15 protein-coding genes and 1 pseudogene are annotated in these 18,626 nt (G+C 57.2%); 9 read left to right on the forward strand and 7 right to left on the reverse strand.

The window, feature by feature from the left end:
• Positions 1-10 precede the first annotated feature (10 nt).
• On the forward strand, positions 11-2,359 hold the full coding sequence (locus QZ487_RS10650; protein WP_296025013.1) for a zinc-dependent metalloprotease: 2,349 nt from the start codon (positions 11-13) through the stop codon (positions 2,357-2,359).
• Between the two features lie 5 nt (positions 2,360-2,364).
• On the opposite strand, the gene QZ487_RS10655 is transcribed toward QZ487_RS10650, so the two are convergent.
• The 5 genes from QZ487_RS10655 to QZ487_RS10675 all read right to left on the reverse strand — a co-directional run bounded on the left by QZ487_RS10655 (position 2,365) and on the right by QZ487_RS10675 (position 7,125).
• The gene (locus QZ487_RS10655) at positions 2,365-3,360 is read right to left on the reverse strand and encodes an SDR family oxidoreductase (protein ID WP_296025014.1); all 996 of its coding nucleotides are present in this window, start codon (positions 3,358-3,360) and stop codon (positions 2,365-2,367) included.
• Between the two features lie 510 nt (positions 3,361-3,870).
• Positions 3,871-4,440 carry an aminoacyl-tRNA hydrolase gene (gene pth, locus QZ487_RS10660; RefSeq protein ID WP_296025016.1) on the reverse strand — a complete coding sequence of 190 codons (570 nt, stop codon included), beginning with the start codon at positions 4,438-4,440 and terminating at the stop codon, positions 3,871-3,873.
• A 100-nt stretch (positions 4,441-4,540) separates the two neighbouring features.
• On the reverse strand, positions 4,541-5,218 hold the full coding sequence (locus QZ487_RS10665) for a 50S ribosomal protein L25/general stress protein Ctc (protein WP_285975244.1): 678 nt from the start codon (positions 5,216-5,218) through the stop codon (positions 4,541-4,543).
• Positions 5,219-5,329: 111 nt separating this feature from the next.
• On the reverse strand, positions 5,330-6,217 hold the full coding sequence (locus QZ487_RS10670) for a TraB/GumN family protein (RefSeq protein ID WP_296025019.1): 888 nt from the start codon (positions 6,215-6,217) through the stop codon (positions 5,330-5,332).
• A complete protein-coding gene (locus tag QZ487_RS10675) occupies positions 6,214-7,125 on the reverse strand; it encodes a TraB/GumN family protein (RefSeq protein ID WP_296025021.1) in 912 nt (303 codons plus the stop codon). Before QZ487_RS10675 ends, QZ487_RS10670 begins: the two co-directional genes overlap by 4 nt.
• A 165-nt stretch (positions 7,126-7,290) precedes the next feature.
• On the opposite strand from QZ487_RS10675, the gene QZ487_RS10680 reads away from it, so the two are divergent.
• Genes QZ487_RS10680 through ppdK form a run of 3 tightly spaced genes read left to right on the forward strand, consistent with a single transcriptional unit; the run spans position 7,291 to position 12,952 of the window.
• Positions 7,291-8,205: a glycine--tRNA ligase subunit alpha gene (locus tag QZ487_RS10680; RefSeq protein WP_296025024.1), complete on the forward strand. Its 915-nt coding sequence runs from the start codon at positions 7,291-7,293 to the stop codon at positions 8,203-8,205.
• The gene (glyS, locus tag QZ487_RS10685; RefSeq protein ID WP_285975240.1) at positions 8,202-10,286 is read left to right on the forward strand and encodes a glycine--tRNA ligase subunit beta; all 2,085 of its coding nucleotides are present in this window, start codon (positions 8,202-8,204) and stop codon (positions 10,284-10,286) included. Before QZ487_RS10680 ends, glyS begins: the two co-directional genes overlap by 4 nt.
• A complete protein-coding gene (gene ppdK, locus QZ487_RS10690) occupies positions 10,286-12,952 on the forward strand; it encodes a pyruvate, phosphate dikinase (protein WP_296025029.1) in 2,667 nt (888 codons plus the stop codon). The genes glyS and ppdK overlap by 1 nt, the downstream gene beginning before the upstream one ends.
• On the opposite strand, the gene QZ487_RS10695 is transcribed toward ppdK, so the two are convergent.
• Positions 12,880-13,689, reverse strand: coding sequence for a methyltransferase (locus QZ487_RS10695; RefSeq protein WP_285975238.1), 810 nt, complete (start codon positions 13,687-13,689; stop codon positions 12,880-12,882). The two genes, ppdK and QZ487_RS10695, sit on opposite strands and share 73 nt — an antisense overlap.
• A 42-nt stretch (positions 13,690-13,731) precedes the next feature.
• Between QZ487_RS10695 and QZ487_RS10700 the strand changes: the two are divergent.
• The 5 genes and pseudogenes from QZ487_RS10700 to QZ487_RS10720 form a co-directional block, all read left to right on the forward strand.
• Positions 13,732-13,914, forward strand: a pseudogene (locus QZ487_RS10700) (double zinc ribbon domain-containing protein); the annotation flags it as partial.
• A 24-nt stretch (positions 13,915-13,938) separates the two neighbouring features.
• Positions 13,939-14,550 (forward strand): ComF family protein, encoded by a 612-nt coding sequence (locus QZ487_RS10705; RefSeq protein WP_296025338.1) that lies wholly within the window; start codon positions 13,939-13,941, stop codon positions 14,548-14,550.
• 344 nt (positions 14,551-14,894) lie between these two features.
• The gene (hisI, locus tag QZ487_RS10710) at positions 14,895-15,278 is read left to right on the forward strand and encodes a phosphoribosyl-AMP cyclohydrolase (RefSeq protein ID WP_285975237.1); all 384 of its coding nucleotides are present in this window, start codon (positions 14,895-14,897) and stop codon (positions 15,276-15,278) included.
• A gap of 32 nt (positions 15,279-15,310) precedes the next feature.
• Positions 15,311-15,769 (forward strand): MerR family DNA-binding transcriptional regulator, encoded by a 459-nt coding sequence (locus QZ487_RS10715; protein ID WP_285975236.1) that lies wholly within the window; start codon positions 15,311-15,313, stop codon positions 15,767-15,769.
• A 44-nt stretch (positions 15,770-15,813) separates the two neighbouring features.
• A complete protein-coding gene (locus QZ487_RS10720) occupies positions 15,814-17,619 on the forward strand; it encodes an acyl-CoA dehydrogenase C-terminal domain-containing protein (protein WP_296025034.1) in 1,806 nt (601 codons plus the stop codon).
• Positions 17,620-17,697: 78 nt separating this feature from the next.
• Here the strand turns inward: QZ487_RS10720 and cysK are convergent, their stop codons facing one another.
• Positions 17,698-18,618, reverse strand: coding sequence for a cysteine synthase A (cysK, locus tag QZ487_RS10725; protein WP_296025037.1), 921 nt, complete (start codon positions 18,616-18,618; stop codon positions 17,698-17,700).
• Positions 18,619-18,626 lie beyond the last annotated feature (8 nt).

The raw sequence follows: 18,626 nt of genomic DNA on the forward strand, positions 1-18,626 counted from the left end.
GGGATAGACAATGCGTAAACTCATCCTTGCTGCTGCGTTAGCGAGCGCCATGCCGTTCGGACCGCTAGCTGCTCAAGACACTTTGCTGCCGGTTGCTGCCGATACCGAAACGGGCACGATCATGGTAAAAATGTCAGCCCCCGACGATGCCGGCATAGCAGGACGATATCTTTATGTTGCGCAGATAGAAACAGGCGTGGGATCAGCCGCGACTGGTGTAGATCGCGGCGCACCTTTGCGCACAGGGATCCTGCGGTTCCGCCGTCTTGGCAAGAAGGTTGTGGCAGAGCTTGAGAATACCAAGTTCATCGCGCCCAATGGTTCGAAGGCGCAACAGGACTCCATCGCGAACAGCTTCTCAAATGCGACCATGTGGGTTGGCGATATCAAGGAAACGTCCGAAGATGGCAGCTTCAGTTTTGACTTCGCGCCTTTCTTAGCCAAGGATCACTTCGGCTTCGCGCAACAACTGGGAGACGGGTACACTCTGCAAGGGGATTACTCCCTTGCGGACCCGGCAAAGGTGAAGGCCTTTCCCGAGAACGTGGAGTTTTCCGCGCTGCTCAGTTTCACCTCCAAGAAGCCTGATCCATCGCTGCGCAATGTGTCGCCAAATGGCAGCGACATCTCGCTATGGGTGCGCCATTCGCTTGTCGAACTGCCGGATGATCCGATGCCGCGGCGCACCGATCCCTATGGCTTTGCGTTCAGCACGCAAACCTATGACTTTTCTGCGCCTCTGGGCAAATCCATGCTGGTCAATCTGGCCGAACGGTACCGCTTGGAGAAAGTCGATCCGGCGGCCGAGCGCGGTCCGGTGAAAGAGCCGATTGTCTATTACGTTGATGGGGCCGCGCCAGAGCCCGTGCGCCAAGCGCTGATTGATGGTGTTGGTTGGTGGGCAGAGGCGTTTGACGAAGCGGGCTTTATCGATGCTTTCCGCGTTGAAGTTCTTCCAGCAAACGTCGATCCGCTCGACATGCGCTACAATGCCGTCAATTGGGTCAATCGAGCAACCAGGGGCTGGTCTTATGGCCCGAGCATAGTCGACCCGCGTACCGGAGAGATCCTGAAGGGCAGCGTAATGCTCGGCTCGCTGCGCGTGCGGCAGGATATCATGATCTTCCAGGCGCTGATGGGGGCGGGGCTGACGGACACTGGCGATCCCAACGATCCTGTTCCGGTTGCGTTGGCGCGCATTCGCCAATTGGGCGCGCATGAAGTCGGTCATACTCTAGGCTTGGCGCATAATTTTGCGGCCAGCACGCAGGATCGATACTCGGTCATGGATTACCCTGCGCCACGGGTGGAGCTGGTTGAAGGCAAGTTGTCCATTGCCAATGCATATGGCGTAGGCGTGGGCGAGTGGGACAAGTTCGCGATCAAATACCTCTATGCTGCCAAGACAGATGAAGAGGCCCGCGCCATGGTGCAGGAAGCGCAAGCGAGGGGGTTACGCTTTGCGTCCAATGCCGACACTGATGGAACCGGCGCGGCCAATCCATATGGCGGGTTGTGGGATGACGGGTTGGAGCCTGCGGCCGAACTGCACCGGGTGCTGGATGTGCGCGAAGCGGCGCTTGAACGCTTCAATATTGATGCGATCCCTGCGGGTCAGGATCTGGCGAGCCTACGCCGGGCGTTCGTGCCAATCTGGCTGCTTCATCGCTACCAGACAGAGGCGAGCGCAAAGCTGCTTGGCGGGGTCTATACTCCCATCGGACTGAACGGAGACGATGTCGCAGTCTCAAAGGTTCCGGCTCACCAGCAGGATGCCGCGCTGGATGCGCTCATGCGTGCCCTGTCAGTCGAAACGCTGAGCATACCCCGGCAACTATGGCATGCGCTGTCATACGGCCCGCGCACCGATTACGATTACTCGACGACAATCGAGATCTTGCCAATGGCTGGTGGATCGGTTTTCGATCCTATGCGCGCTGCCGAAATCGGTGCCGTCGCGGTTCTGGACAATTTGCTTGCGCCAGACCGGCTCAACCGGCTCGACATTCAGCAGGCAGACGGGATTGCCGCGCCCGATGTCGAACGTGTGCTTGACCGACTGATCGGGCATGCCAATGATTCCGCCAGAAAGGGAGCGCTGGGCCGCAGGATCGCGACCACGATAGCGCTGTCCATGGCCAAAGCATCGCGTGAAAGCGCGCTCTCGCAATCGATTGGGATGCAGATGGACGGGCGCATTGCGACCTGGGCGGCGGAACTCAGCCGCAGCCGTGCCAAGGGTGCTGACGGAGACTGGGCGCGCGGGCTGGGCGCGCTTCTGTCAGACCGTCAGGCGCTGGATGCGGCGATCAGCAATAAGAGCATGTTGCCTGATCTACCACCAGGCAGCCCGATCTGATCAGGTCAGACGTTGTGAACGTCCTTGATCCAAGGGCCGAAGGCGGTCTCACCCAGCCAATCGACCTGAACCTTCGCAGTTAGATCATTGATCGCAATCTGCGGTTTGCTGCCAGGATGAACCGCCTTTCGCAGCGGGCGCGTGCCGGGCGGCATGGAAATGATTTCGGCGATAGCATTTGGCACATCCATCGGGTCCGCAGTGCGGCGAGTGCCATCTTCCCGCCCCATGCGTGCAACCAATTGCGGATAGGCGGCGCGTTCGTCAAAATTGAGGCGTTCCTTAAGTTCACTTGCCAGCTTGTTGCGATTGACCCAGACCTTGGTCGGATAGCCGCCCGGCTCGATCACGCACACTTCTACGCCGTGCGGGACAAGCTCATAAGCCATTGCTTCGCTCATCGCCTCCAACGCGAACTTTGTTGGCGAGTAATGCCCCGCTGATGGAACGATTACGCGCCCTAGCTGAGAGGAGATGTTGAAGATCAAGCCGTTCTTGGCGCGGCGCATCGCGGGAAGGACAGCGCGCGACATACGGTGAGGGCCATAGACATTGGTATCGAAGATCAGCTGCGTTGCGATCATATCCTGCAACTCGATCGGGCCAGCATAACCGATCCCAGCATTGTTGATCAGAATGTCTATCGCGCCGCCTGTAATCTCTTCCGCTTTGGCAACACCAGCGGTGACTTGTTCATCGGACTGCACGTCAATCTCGATCACATGCAGATCAAGGTTTTCCGTGTTTGCCAGCGCCTCAAGCTCGCCTGCTTCCGGGCGCGGCAAATTGCGCATGGTCGCGAAAACCTTGGCACCCTTGCGCGCGAAATCTTCAGCCATCAACCGTCCGAAGCCGGAAGAACAACCGGTGATAAGGATGCTTTTGCCGCGCATGTCGTGCTTGACCGCAATCTGATCTGTCTGCGCGAAGCTGGCGGTGGCTGCAAAAGTTCCAACTGCTGCGCCACCAGCAAGAAGGTCGCGACGGGAAATACTGCTCATGATCTACTCTCCAGGTTCGACAACCAGCGATCGAGTTGCTGTGGTTTCTTGAAACGCAGGATGCGTGCTTCAGATCCCTTGAGCAAGTTTTCGGTTCTTGGTCGCGCGCGGCGGTTCCAATTCGCAATGTACCAGAAGAACTCGAAACTGAACCTTTCAGGGCAATCTTCTGCCATGTCCGGTCGAGATCGCCCGCGGTAAAACCACACTCGTTTGGCTGCTCGCCAAAGGGAAAGGGTGATTGGGTAGTCGAGGTAGACAACCGTATCAGCGCGCTTAAGGCGCGCCTCCATTGTGCTGCCATAGTTGCCATCGATTAGCCAACAATCGCTCGCGACAATCGGCGCCAGAGCTGCTCGCAATTCATCTTTCGAGCCTTCCACCCACCCGGCACTCTAATGGAGCTTGTCCAGGTGGTAGATTGGCAGGCCTAGAGCTGTCGCGATCCGATGTGACGCCGTGCTCTCGCCAGCCCCGCATGGCCCAATGACTATCACTCTTTGCATTGTATCAGCCATTTATGCGCAACGCGTAGTCGCTCATGAACCGGGCATCATCTCCCTTCGCCAGCAATTCGGCTTCGCTTCCGATCGCCCCCAGCATCTGAACCAAATCATCTTGTTCCGTTTTGCCATAGTTACCCAGCACATGGCCAGTGACGCGTTCCTTATGTCCAGGGTGACCTATACCGATGCGAACGCGGCGAAAATCCTCGCTTATGTGCTGAATTGTAGAACGTATTCCGTTGTGTCCAGCAGCCCCACCGCCGCGCTTTACCTTGATCTTGAACGGTTCGAGATCAAGCTCGTCATAAAATACGGTCAGGTCTTGCGGACTAAGCTTGTAATAACGCAGCGCTTCGCCAATGGAACGCCCGCTTTCGTTCATGAAAGTCGCAGGTTTCAGCAAAAGCACTTTTTCGGGGCCGATCCGGCCTTCCCGCACCCATCCTTGAAATTTCTTCTGCACCGGGCCGAACGGGTGCATTTCAGCCAAGACGTCACACACCATGAAACCGACATTGTGCCGGTTCATCGCGTAACACGGTCCAGGATTACCAAGGCCAGCCCAAATTTGCATGCAGATCCCCTAGCGAGCGGAGGCAAAAAACAAAACACCGGACTTCTTTCGAAGCCCGGCGCCTTGGTGATTTCTCAATGAGAAAGCGGTTGGAAGCGAGTTACTCGTCGCCGCCTTCTTCGCTGTCAGCTGCGTCATCGCCGCTTTCAGCTTCCGCTGCTTCGCCTGCATCTTCATCGCCTGCTGCCGCCTCATCTTCGCTCTTCTTAAGTGCGGACGGAGCAACCAGCGTTGCGATGGTGAAGTCACGATCGGTGATGGCGCTCTCGCTGCCCTCTGGCAACGTCAACTCACTGATGTGGATCGAATCGCCCACTTCCTTGCCAGTGACATCGATCTCGATCTCGCCCGGAATCTTGTCGTTTTCGCAGACCAGTTCCAGCTCGTGACGGACTACGTTGAGAACTCCACCCTTCTTGAGACCTGGTGATGCGTCTTCATTGATGAAGACAACAGGGACAGACACGCCGATCTTGCCACCTTTGGTCATGCGGAGGAAGTCGACATGTTCCGGACGATCTGTGACCGGATGGAGCGATACGTCCTTGGGAAGAGTGCGAATGATTTCGCTACCTAGCTTGATCTCAACGATCGAGTTCATGAAGTGACCGGTCCCGAGTTGCTTGACCAGTTCTTTTTCTTCCAGATGGATTGTCGTTGGTGCTTCTTTGCCGCCATAAATTACAGCGGGTACTCGGCCTTCGCGACGCAGTGCACGGGAGGCTCCCTTGCCAGCCCGTTCGCGCGTCTCGGCCGGAAGTGTCAGAGCGTCGCTCATGTCGCTTACCTTTCGAAATGCTTATTTGGTTACTTCGCGCGCCACACCTCCAGGGATGACCATGACGCCGAAGCGCGGGCCTTTAGAGGGGGTGCAGATGAATGGCAAGCGCTATTGCAGGCGGGTGAGGGTGTATCCGCGCTGTTCAATCAGGGTCGTCAGCCCGTCTGGGCCAACCAGGTGGGCAGCGCCCACAGCGATGAGAGGATTGGGCCCATCAGCCAGTAGGTCGTCAATTTCTTTCATCCAGGCACGGTTACGGCCGGCTAGTAGGGCCTCATAGAGTTCGGGATCAGCCATAATGCCCGATTGGGTTGCGTTGATCAGCCCTTCCTCGTCACCGCTGAGCCATGCCTTCCGTAATCGCTCCGGATTGTCGCCAAGCGAGCGGTACTCGGCTATAATTCCGTTCAGCAAATCTGTTTGATCCTGCGGTGCCAGATCATCAAAGATGCGCATTTGGGTGAGTGTGCCTTCGAGCTCGCGCACCCGATGGTCGGGGAACTCAAGCAGAAGTGCTTTGTCCGCTCCGTTACGCGGGGAGCCGGTGTTGGAAACCCGCGCGAGCATAAGGGCTGCCGCCCAGGTTTCCACATTTGCAAAATCGCGCGATGAAAAATGTCCCTTTGCCATCATTTCATCGAGTTGCTGACGGTCTTCGGCATCGACCCGGGTCCGTATGTCGGGTTGACCGGGGGTCGTGGCAAGAGTGGTGAATGTGCTGTTGATCGAGCGTGTGTCAGACAAATCGCCAACTTCAACGACAAGTAGCTGTGCCTGATCGATAACCCTTTCGAGATCAGCGGTTCGCCATTCGACCCCGTCGGGCAGCGCATGAATAGTGCCAAACAGCCAGCCCTGAGGCTCGCCTTTCGCGTCCGCGATCTCGTACAAGATCGGAGACGGCGTGAGCTGGTCGTTTTCGACCGTTTCACCGCCAGCTTCGCAGCCGGCTAGCACCAAGGCACCCGCCAGCAAGAAAGCGAACCTTGCGATCATTGAACGCGGATTGTTTCGATCTCGCGTTCTGCCAGATAGTCTTGAACGCTCTTGTCACCCGCGAGGTGGCCCGCACCCACGGCGATGAAGACAGTGCCAGGGGTGTCTAAACGCGTGTCAATCCAGTCGGCCCAATTGCGATTGCGCATGTAGAGGAGGCTCTCAGCGACCGCGGGATCGGTCAGGCCCTCGTTCATCAGGTTTGCCAGGGCATCAGCGTCACCTTCGACCCACTCTGCGACCATCTTGTCCAGCATGGGCTTGATCTCGTCGATCCCATTTGCGGCGTCGATCAGGAATCCAATCTGCGATTCTTGGGGCAGTTCATCGAACACGCTGATCTGGAATTCGATGGTCTCAAGTGCTTGCTGGTCTTTTTCGCCGGCCTTTGTGAGCAGCACTTTCTCAACGCCAGCATCCGGCGAATAGCCTTGCTGCAGCAAGGGCAACATGCTCATCATCATACCAGCATACCATGGCTCGAACTGGTCAAACGCCGCTGGCGGGACAGAAAGTTTGCCCATCGCTTCTTCGTATGAAGCCTTTTGTTCCGCTGACAGCAAGCTGCGTAACGTGGTACCTTTCGGTAGGACCCCCTTGGTCATCACAAGAGTTTGCATTTCTTGCCCGATTTCAGGGCCCATCTTGATTTCGGTCACGATGCTATCGGATTCGGCAAGCGCGTTCTCCAGCATCGGTGTCGACCATTCGACGTCGTCAGGTAGCGCGTGGACGGTTCCAAAGAGATAGATCGTGGTGTCTTCGTCTGCGACTTTCCAAAGCGCGGGGGATCCCGTTTCTGCCGCGGTTTCTTCTGTTACCTCAGGAGCAATCTCATCTTGTGCCAGGGCTGGCCCGGCCAGTAGCAAAGCAGACACGGTTAGTGCTGTGGTGATCCTGATGCGCATCTTCGGGTTAGTCCTGTCTCGCTAATGTTGAAATCGACCGTATCCGCACCTGCCCTTAACACGCAATGAAGTCTTGCTGTGTATCTTGGGAAAATCGTGCTTACGCGCGCCAACGCTGCATCGCAGCATTGACGAGGGCAGGGGGTTGAGCCATTGGCCTGCGCTATGAGTTTCGACCCGCCAAAACGCGATCCAAAGCGGTCTTTTCAGGACATGATCCTTGCGCTCCATGATTTCTGGAGCGCAAAGGGGTGTCTGGTGCTGCAACCTTACGACATGCGCATGGGCGCTGGCACGTTCCACACCGCCACCACGCTGCGCGCGCTAGGGCCGGAGCCTTGGAACGCGGCTTTCGTTCAGCCATGCCGCCGCCCGACTGACGGGCGCTATGGCGAGAACCCCAATCGCCTGCAGCATTACTATCAGTATCAGGTGATCCTGAAGCCAAGCCCGCCGGATATCCAGCAATGGTATCTCGATAGCCTTTCGGTCATCGGGATCGATCCGCTTAAGCACGATATCCGATTTGTCGAGGATGACTGGGAAAGCCCCACCTTGGGTGCATGGGGCCTGGGCTGGGAAGTGTGGTGTGACGGAATGGAAGTCACGCAATTCACTTATTTCCAGCAGATGGGCGGGTTTGACTGCAAACCCGTTGCTGGCGAGCTAACTTACGGCCTAGAGCGGCTGGCGATGTATATCCAGGGCGTCGACAATGTGTACGACCTCGACTTCAACGGTCGCGGTGTAAGCTACGGCGAGGTGTTTCTCGAAAACGAGAAACAGATGTCGAAGTGGAACTTCGAGGTTGCTGACACAGACGCGCTGTTTGACCTGTTCAACAAGGCAGAGGCGGAGTGCAAGAACGCACTTTCGGCCAATGTCCCGATCGCGGCCTATGAACAGGCAGTCGAGGCGAGCCACATCTTCAACCTGCTGCAGGCGCGCGGCGTAATCAGCGTTCAGGAACGCGCGAGCTATATGGGCCGCGTACGTGATCTGGCGCGAGGAAGCTGCGAAGCGCATATGGAAAAAGAAGCCGCGGGCTGGGCGGAGAAATATCCGGAGTGGTCGAAATGAGCGACTTCCTCCTGGAACTGCTATCCGAAGAAATCCCCGCGCGGATGCAGGCTGGTGCGCGCGCTGAACTGGAGAAACTGTTCCGTCGCGAGATGGATGCGGCGGGTGTTTCGGTCGGTGATCTGACCGTTTACTCGACCCCGCGCAGGCTGGCGCTGATCGCGCGCGATTTACCGACCGAGACCGAGGCGGTTCGCGAAGAAGCCAAGGGGCCGCCCGAAGGCGCGCCCGATCAAGCAATCGAGGGTTTCTGCCGCAAGAACGGCGTGACGCGTGATCAGCTGGAAGTGCGCGAGGTCAAAGGGCGCAATACCTATTTTGCCGTGATCGAAAAGCCGGGCAGGGCAGTGAAGGATCTGCTCGCTGAGGCTATCCCTGCGATCATCCGCGATTTCGCCTGGCCCAAGTCGATGCGCTGGGGCGATGCCTCGATCAGCACGGAAAGCCCGCGCTGGGTGCGTCCATTGTCTGGCATTGTGGCGATATTGGGCGAAGATCTGATCGAATGCGGCGTAGACAGCATCACAAGCGGCTATGCTACGGTTGGCCACCGGTTCCATCACCAAGGTGAAATCACCATCAGTTCGGCTGATGACTACGTCGAGAAGCTGCGCGCATGTCATGTGATCGTTGATCATGAAGAGCGGCAGGATGCTGTGCGCGCGGGTGCGAAAAAGGCAGCGGAAGATGCGGGCCTGAATCTAGTCGAAGATGAAGGTCTTGTGATCGAGAATGCCGGCCTGACCGAATGGCCGGTGCCGCTGCTCGGCCGTTTCGACGAGAGTTATCTCGACGTTCCGCCCGAAGTGATCCAGCTGACTGCGCGGGTGAACCAGAAGTATTTCGTGTGCGAGGATGCGAATGGCAAACTGGCCAATGCGTTCATTTGCACTGCGAATATCGAAGCCGACGATCCGGCGGTTGTGGTCGACGGAAACCGCAAAGTCCTTGCCGCAAGGCTTTCCGACGCGCGGTTCTTCTGGGAATTGGACCAGAAGACTTTCCTTGAAGATCACGCAAAAAAGCTGGAGCGGATTACCTTCCACGAGAAGCTCGGCACCGTTGCCGACAAGGTCGAGCGTGTGGCGAAGCTTTCCCGCTGGCTGTGCGAGGAAGGGATCGTCAAAGCCAATCCCGATTTGGCCGAACGGGCCGCGCGCCTGTGCAAGGCCGATCTCGTCACTGAAATGGTCGGCGAGTTCCCCGAGCTACAAGGCCTGATGGGCGGATATTACGCCGAGAAGGAAGGCTTGCGTCAGGAAGTTTCCGACGCAATCCGCGATCACTACAAGCCGGTGGGGCAGGGTGATGAAGTGCCAACCGAGCCGGTGACCGTGGCGGTGAGTTTGGCGGATAAGCTTGATACGCTCATCGCATTCTTTGATATCATGGAATTCCCGACCGGGTCGAAGGACCCATTTGCCCTTCGGCGCGCGGCACTGGGAATCCTTCGGTTGCTTCTAGAAAATGACATTAGGGTCCAAACAGACTTTGTAATCGAGAAGTGGCTCGGACAGGCTGATCCGACGCAGCATCTTTCTGAGCAGGATATTGCGCGTCGAAGCATTCTAACGGCGATACCGGTCTTCTTACTTGATCGTCTCAAGGTTCAGTTAAAAGAGCAGGGTATTAAGCACGATCGAATTGACGCTTCAGACCGCTGGAACTTCCGGGAAGACGTTCGAATGGATCGCGTTGTTCGTCGCGCCAAAGCGCTTCAAGTGTTCTTAGACACCGAAGATGGCGCAAACCTCCTAGCAGGCTACAAGCGTGCCGCGAATATCCTCAAGAAAGAGGAATTCGAGCCGACCGAGCCTTCGCATGCGCCTGAAGACGCCGAGAAGGCTCTGATCGATGCGCTTCAGGCTGCGGAACCCAAGGTAGTCGCAGCGATTGCCGAAGAAGACTTTGCTGCTGCCATGTCTGCTCTCGCCAGTCTGCGCGCGCCAATTGACCACTTCTTTGAAGACGTGATTGTCAACGCTGAAGAAAAGCATGTTCGCGCAGCGCGCCTGACGCTGCTATCGCGCTTCCACGATGCAGTGCATCAAGTAGCAGATTTCTCAAGGATTGAAGGTTGATGGTTCAAACGGTTTACACTTTCGGCGGATCGGCAGATCACTCGGATGAACGCCAAAAGGACAAGACCGTTACCGGCGGGAAGGGCGCCAATCTGGCAGAGATGGCGAGCATCGGCCTGCCGGTCCCTCCGGGCTTCACCATCACCACTGAAGAATGTGTGAAGTATCTGCAAGAAGGTGCGGAATTCGGGGAAGAATTACGCGCGCAAGTTGCAGGCGCGCTGAAGCATATCGAAGCGACCGTTGGTAAAAGCTTTGGTGATGCGAGTGACCCGCTGCTCGTTTCGGTCCGATCGGGCGCGCGCGTTTCCATGCCGGGCATGATGGACACCGTCCTGAATCTCGGCCTCAACGATGATACCGTTGCTGGCCTCGCCAGTGCATCGGGCGATGCACGCTTCGCGTGGGACAGCTATCGCCGGTTCATCCAGATGTATGCGGACGTTGTGCTCGGCCTAGATCACGGATTGTTCGAGGAAGCGCTGGAGATCGCGAAAGACGAGAAGGGCCTCTACGCCGATACCGAGATGGAGGCGCGCGACTGGAAGGAACTGGTCGCCGAATACAAAACCATCGCCGAAAAAGAGCTAGGCCATCCGTTCCCGCAAGACGTGACCGAGCAGCTGTGGGGCGCGATCCAGGCAGTGTTTGACAGCTGGGATAGCGACCGCGCCAAGGTTTACCGCCGGTTGAACGATATTCCTGCCGACTGGGGGACCGCCGTCAATGTGCAGGCCATGGTGTTCGGCAATATGGGCGCCACATCGGCCACTGGCGTTGCCTTCACGCGCGATCCGGCAACAGGCGAGCGTGCGTACTATGGCGAATATCTCATCAATGCGCAGGGTGAAGACGTGGTGGCTGGCATCCGCACGCCGCAATATCTGACGAAAGCTGCGCGCGAGAAAGCGAATGCCAAACCGCTGAGTATGGAAGAGGCGATGCCAGAGGCTTACGGCGAGCTAGCCCGCGTGTTTGACCTGCTGGAACATCACTACAAGGACATGCAGGACATCGAATTCACCGTGCAACAGGGCACGCTGTGGATGCTGCAGACACGATCGGGCAAGCGCACTGCCAAGGCTGCCCTGAAGATGGCGGTCGATATGGTTGGTGAAGGCCTGATCGACGAGAAAACCGCGATCCTGCGCGTCGATCCGATGGCGTTGGATCAGTTGCTGCACCCCACGCTTGATCCCAAGGCGCACCGCGATATTCTGGGTACCGGTTTGCCCGCCTCACCAGGCGCAGCTTCAGGCAAGATCGTGCTGGATGCAGACACCGCGGAACAGTGGTCCGGTCGCGGCGAGAAAGTGATCTTGGTCCGGTTAGAAACCTCGCCAGAGGACATCCACGGAATGCACGCCGCGCAAGGCATTCTGACAGCGCGTGGCGGCATGACGTCACATGCAGCCGTGGTTGCGCGCGGTATGGGGCGGCCCTGTGTTTCGGGCGCGTCGACCGTTTCGATCGACCGCGCGAGCAAGACTTTGCGCATCGGCAATCGTGAGCTGAAAGAGGGTGATACCATCACCATAGACGGCGCGAATGGCCAGATCATGGCCGGTGAGGTTCGCACCATCGAGCCAGAACTGGCCGGCGACTTTGGTGTTTTGATGGAATGGGCGGACAAACACCGCCGCATGCGTGTGCGAACCAATGCCGAAACGCCCGCAGACTGCAAGATGGCGCGGCAATTTGGTGCTGAAGGCATCGGGCTTTGCCGCACAGAACATATGTTTTTCGACGCGAGCCGGATCCGGGCAGTGCGTCAGATGATCCTTGCAGAAGACGAGAAAACACGGCGTGCTGCACTCGAGAAACTGCTGCCGGAACAGCGCGCAGACTTTAAGGCCATTTTCGAAGTGATGGTCGGCTTGCCATGCACCATCCGTTTGCTTGATCCGCCTCTGCACGAATTTCTGCCGCACGAGGATGCAGACTTTGCCGATCTCGCGGATGCAACCGGCCTTGGCGTGGATCACCTAAAGCGCCGCGCGGGAGAGTTGCACGAATTCAACCCGATGCTGGGCCACCGCGGTTGCCGCCTTGGGATCACCTTCCCTGAAATCTACGAGATGCAGGCGCGGGCGATCTTTGAAGCCGCGTGTGAGGTGGCAAAGACATCGGGCGAAGCCCCGATTCCGGAAGTCATGATCCCGCTGATTGCGACCAAGCGGGAGCTGGAGATTCTCAAAGCCTTGGTCGACAAAGCCGCGGCTGAGGTGTTCGCGGCGCAGGGTATTGCGGTCGACTATCTAGTAGGCACCATGATTGAGCTGCCACGCGCGGCCTTGATGGCCGGAGAGATCGCGGAAGAAGGTGCATTCTTCAGCTTCGGCACGAACGACCTTACGCAAACCACGCTTGGTGTATCGCGCGACGACAGTGCACGTTTCCTGGCGCCTTATGTTGAGAAGGGCATTTTCCCGCGTGACCCGTTTGTGAGTCTGGATATCGAAGGTGTCGGGCAACTGGTCGAACTCGCGGCAGAGCGCGGCAGGGCAACGCGCCCTGATATCAAGCTAGGCATCTGCGGCGAGCATGGCGGTGATCCTGCCAGCATCGCCTTCTACGAGAGCGTTGGCCTGGATTATGTCAGCGCATCGCCATACCGCGTGCCGATCGCGCGACTGGCGGCGGCGCAATCATCACTGAAGGCGTAGCGCCAACCGGTCAGCGTCAGGATCTGGAAGGTTTCGGAAACTTTCCCGTCGTCCTCGCGCAGCTCATCGAACTTGGCCTGCGCGCGGGCCAGACCCGACTTTCCCAAATACGGGGCCGGTGATACCAGCACTGAAGTCAGCGCCTGATCGCGAAGATCATCAATCAACGTCGTCACTGATTTATAGCGCACCGTAAGTTTGTGTGTATCGACCACTTGTTTTGAGAACCCGGCGCGTTGGAGCAGAGCAGTCCCCGCGCGATCATCAATCTGTGGGTGAATGCGCGCCGCTGGCCGATCGCCGTCCGCAGCCAACATGATCTCCCGAAGCGATGTTAAACTACCAGCCCCGATAATCTGCGCGATCATCAGCCCTCCGTGAGCCAGTGCATTGCGCGCATGGATAAGCGCGCCCGGCAGATCGTTGACGCTATCTAGCCGGGCGAGGCTGACAAGCAGATTAAGCTCGGAGAATGGCAGTGGCTCTTCTTCATCAAGAGTGCGGGCTGAACAGATATTCGATGCTGAGGCCGCAAGTGCTGTCTCAAGCAAGGAAGTTTCGTGCCCCACCAGAAGGGCACTCTTTGCCTCGTGCCGCATGAAGTCGAGCCGCTCACCGATATCTTCCTGCATAGCGTCATAGAGCCAGCTTGTGCCGATGCGGACTGACGCCCGTTGCTCTCGCTGCTCCCGGCGCGCTCTTGAGAATATAGTAGGTACCTGTGTTTGCGACATCATGCGATCACTGCCGTGCTTACATTGCCAACGCAAGAGGGCCGCATGACCAGCAGCAGATCGGGCGGAAGAGTTCTTGCGCAGGCCGCGCAAGCCTTCGCGCCGTTGATTGATCTAGTTTACCCGCCGCGCTGCCCGATCTGCGGAAATGCGACAGCCAATCAAGACGGGCTTTGCGCACCATGTTGGAGTGGGCTTGTTATTCCCGGTGATCCTGCTTGCGCGACTTGCTCCAGGCCTTTTCCAAGCGACATGACCAATCCCGATGGCGCACAATGTGCCGTTTGCCTCGAGCGTATGCCGAAGCACTCCGGGATTTACGCAGGAACGATTTACAATGACGCGTCGCGCAAGCTGATCCTCTCTTTCAAACATGGCAGAAAGATCGGATTGGCGCGGCAGCTCGCAGAAATGATCGGGTCCAAGATTCCACAAACGGATGGTGTGGTGCCACCTCCCTTGCTGGTGCCGGTGCCACTGCACAGGTGGAGGCTATGGCGGCGGGGATACAATCAATCCGCGCTTCTCGCGCTAGAACTGGAGATGTTGGGAAAAGGGAAAGCACTTGTCGACGGGCTATACCGAATCAGGAATACGCCAATGCTTGGCGGAATGCTTCCTAAACAAAGCGAGAAAACCCTTTCAGGTGCGATTCGATTGAACCCGCGTCGGGCAACAATGCTATCTGGTCAGGATATCATATTGGTCGATGATGTGCTGACCAGCGGAGCAACCAGTGATGTGTGCACGCGCGTACTTCTGAAAAGCGGAGCGCGGTCCGTCTCCATCGCGTGTTTTGCAAGGGTGATGTCGGGTGCTCTGCATGGCGATCATGCCGCGATACCCCAAGGTCTGAAAACATAACGCCCGAGGCCGAAAAGGCCCCGGGCGCCACGTGACGAAATTAAACAAACCCTCTTCATAGAAGCTTGAACAACCACCCCCTTTTTGGTTGTTCGGGTCCTATCCCTCATCGTTCTTGCCGAAAGAGCTCTTCCAAAAGGAGTGCTGCATTCCGACTGCCCCCTGAACCCGGCGCATTTTGCACCTTTGTCCGGTGGTCGAGCCTAAGCCCGACGACGCTACGTCTCACTGCAGCGTCAAAACTCAAAGTGTGAAGTCGCTTGCCAATAGATTTTGGAGCGGCAATGTGGTTATCCTGCAACAACCCATCGTAAGCCACCACCCGTTCATCGAAGGAAGATATTTTGACTGATCACAATGGCGGATCTGAATCACCCGAACTGTCATTAGAGTTCCGGCCTAAGTTCGACATGGCCGGGCTTGTTACCGCGGTTGTGATCGAGAATTCGACCAAGGATGTTCTGATGGTGGCACATATGAATGCAGATGCCATTGCTCAAACGCAGAGTAGTGGGATAGCGCATTTCTGGTCACGCTCGCGGCAAGAGCTTTGGATGAAGGGCGGGACCTCGGGCAATAACTTGAGCGTCACTGAAATGCGTACTGATTGCGACCAGGATGCGCTGCTTCTTTACGTCGATCCAGCCGGTCCTGCGTGTCATACCGGAGAGCATTCGTGCTTTTATCGGATTGTCAGTGACGGCACTCTCGTAAGGGTCAAGACTTGACGCTAACGTAAAGGTAAGCTATAGCCAGTGGTATGGCAACAGCACCAGCAAAATCGAATCAAATAGCTCAAGACGGCAAGCATGCCGGGGCCCATATCGACCGACCCGATAAACTCGCACGCCAGCAATACTCAATCTCCGATCTGACAACGGAATTTGAGTGCACCGCCCGCGCGCTGCGCTTTTATGAGGACGAAGGATTGATCTCGCCCGCAAGGGTCGGATTGACGCGCGTATATTCGAAGCGCGATCGGGCTCGTCTGGCGTGGATCATGCGGGCAAAGAATGTCGGCTTTAGCCTCGTCGAAATCCGTGAAATGATCGACCTTTACGATCTCGATGATGGCCGTGTTGAACAGCGCCGCGTTACAATCGAAAAATGCAAGGCGCATGTTGCAAAGCTGAAGCGCCAGCGCGCAGACATTGATTCCTCGATCAAAGAGCTCAGCGAATTCATCAAACAGATCGAAACGCTCAACCTCAACAAGTGAGCTTTTTCCTATAGTCGCAACCCTATTGCAGCAAGGACACACAGATGCCCACCTACAACGCCCCCACCCGTGACACCCGTTTCGTAATCAACGAAATGTTGGAGCTGGGATCCTTCGGTAATCTGCCAGGCTTTGAAATGGCAACGCCCGACATGGTCGAAGCGGTTGTGGACGAAGCCGGCAAGTTCTGCTCCGAGGTTTTGGCCCCGATCAACCAGATTGGCGACCAGCAAGGCTGCACGCGCCACGATGACGGCAGCGTGACAACACCAGATGGCTTCAAGGAAGCCTTCAAGCAATATCGTGAAGCAGGTTGGGGTACGATCTCTGCGCCTGAAGAATTCGGCGGACAGGGCATGCCGCACGTTTTGGGGTTCGTGATTGAGGAATTCGTTGCATCAGCCAATCAGGCATTCGGTATGTATCCGGGTTTGACCACTGGAGCCGTGGCGGCGCTGATCGCTTCGGGGACTGAAGAGCAGAAAGAGAAATACGTCTCGAAAATGATCTCGGGCGAATGGCTTGGCACTATGAATCTGACTGAGCCGCATTGCGGCACGGATTTGGGGATGATCCGCACCAAGGCAGAGCCACAGGCAGACGGCAGCTATTCGATTACCGGAACGAAGATCTTCATCTCGGCAGGCGAGCACGACCTGACTGAAAACATCATTCACCTGGTACTCGCCAAGACACCAGGCGCACCGGATAGCTCCAAAGGCATATCCCTGTTCGTGGTGCCAAAGGTGCTGGTCAATGATGACGGCTCGCTAGGCGACCGCAATGCGGTTTCGTGTGGTTCAATCGAGCACAAGATGGGCATCCACGGAAACGCTACCTGCCTGCTCAATTATGACGGTGCGAAAGGCTGGATGGTTGGCGAGGAGAACAAGGGGCTGGCGGCCATGTTCGTGATGATGAATGCCGCGCGTCTTGGCGTTGGCATTCAAGGCCTCGCACAGGCTGAGGCGGCATATCAGAATGCAGTTGCCTATGCGCTCGATCGCCGACAGGGCCGCGCGCTTACCGGTCCAGCGGAGCCAGAAGAAAAAGCAGATCCGATTTTCGTTCACCCTGACGTTCGCCGGATGCTGATGGACGCGAAGGTCTTCACAGAAGGCATGCGGGCATTGTGCCTTTGGGGCGCATTGCAGGTCGACCTGACTCACAAGGCGCAGACTGAGGAAGAACGCGACCAGGCGGACGCTTTGATTGGTCTCTTGACCCCGGTGATCAAGGGATATGGCACTGACAAGGGCTATGACATTGCCACCAACATGCAGCAGGTCTTCGGCGGCCATGGTTATGTAGAAGAATGGGGCATGAGCCAGTTCGTTCGCGATGCGCGCATTGCGCAAATCTACGAAGGCACCAACGGCGTGCAGGCGATGGACCTTTGCGGGCGCAAGCTCGCGAGCAAAGGTGGCGCCGCAATCCAGGCCTTCTTCAAGATCGTTGGTGAAGACATCGCTTCAGCCAAGGAAGACGAAGCGCTGAAAGACATCGCCGAAATGCTGGAGAAAGCTCTCGGGCAGCAGCAAGCGGCCACCATGTGGTTCATGAACAATGCGATGCAGAACCCGAACCACCTCGGCGCGGGCGCGCATCACTACATGCACATTATGGGCATTGTTACGCTTGGCTGGATGTGGCTGCGCATGGCAAAGGCTGCGAAGCAGGCTTTGGCCGCGGATACCGAGGACAAGGCCTATTACGAAGCAAAGCTTACCAGCGCGCGTTATTACGCTGAACGGTATTTGCCGGATGCCGGTGCGTTTCGCCGCAAGATCGAAGCAGGTAGCGAGAGCATGATGGCGCTGGGTGAAGAGGCCTTTGCCACGGCAGCCTAAACCGATCTGAATTCGGAAACAAAAAAGGCCCGAAGGAACAATCCTTCGGGCCTTTTGTATTGTGGCCTGTTCTTTCGCTTATTCGACTGGCAGGAAATCCGGCACTGAGAGATACCGCTCGCCTGTGTCGTAGTTGAAGCCGAGTACGCGCGATCCAGCAGGTAAATCGCTGAGTTTCTGCGCAATCGCTGCCAGAGTTGCGCCGGACGAGATACCGATCAGCATGCCTTCCTCGCTTGCTGCGCGGCGCGCCATTTCCTTTGCGTCTTCGGGATCAACCTGGATCGCGCCGTCGATAGCTTGTGTGTGCAAATTGCCGGGAATGAAGCCGGCGCCGATACCCTGGATCGGGTGAGGGCCTGGCTGTCCGCCGCTGATCACCGGCGAAAGCGTCGGTTCCACGGCATAGGCCTTCATGTCCGGCCAATGACGCTTCAACTCCTCTGCAGACCCTGTCAGGTGCCCGCCGGTGCCCACACCCGTGATCATCACATCAATCGGTGTTTCGGCAAAATCCGCCAGAATTTCTTTCGCGGTGGTCTTCACATGAACAGCGACATTCGCGGGATTGTCAAACTGGCTGGGCATCCACGAGTTCTCGGTGCTCTCGACCAATTCGTGCGCGCGTTCGATCGCGCCTTTCATCCCTTTTTCTTTCGGGGTCAGATCGAAGGATGCACCGTAAGCCAGCATCAAACGCCGACGTTCAAGCGACATGCTCTCCGGCATGACCAAAACCAGCCTATAGCCTTTTACAGCCGCCACCATAGCCAGGCCGATGCCCGTGTTGCCGCTTGTCGGTTCAATGATGGTGCCACCCGGCTTCAAAGCGCCCGATTGTTCGGCATCTTCCACCATCGCCAGTGCAATCCGGTCCTTGATTGATCCGCCCGGATTGGATCGCTCGCTCTTGATCCACACTTCATGGTCAGGGAACATACGCGACAGCCGGATATGTGCGGTGTTGCCAATCGTTTCGAGGATGTTTGCGGCTTTCATGTCAGGCC

This window comes from uncultured Altererythrobacter sp. (genome assembly GCF_913057185.1).
Lineage (GTDB): Bacteria > Pseudomonadota > Alphaproteobacteria > Sphingomonadales > Sphingomonadaceae > Erythrobacter > Erythrobacter rubellus.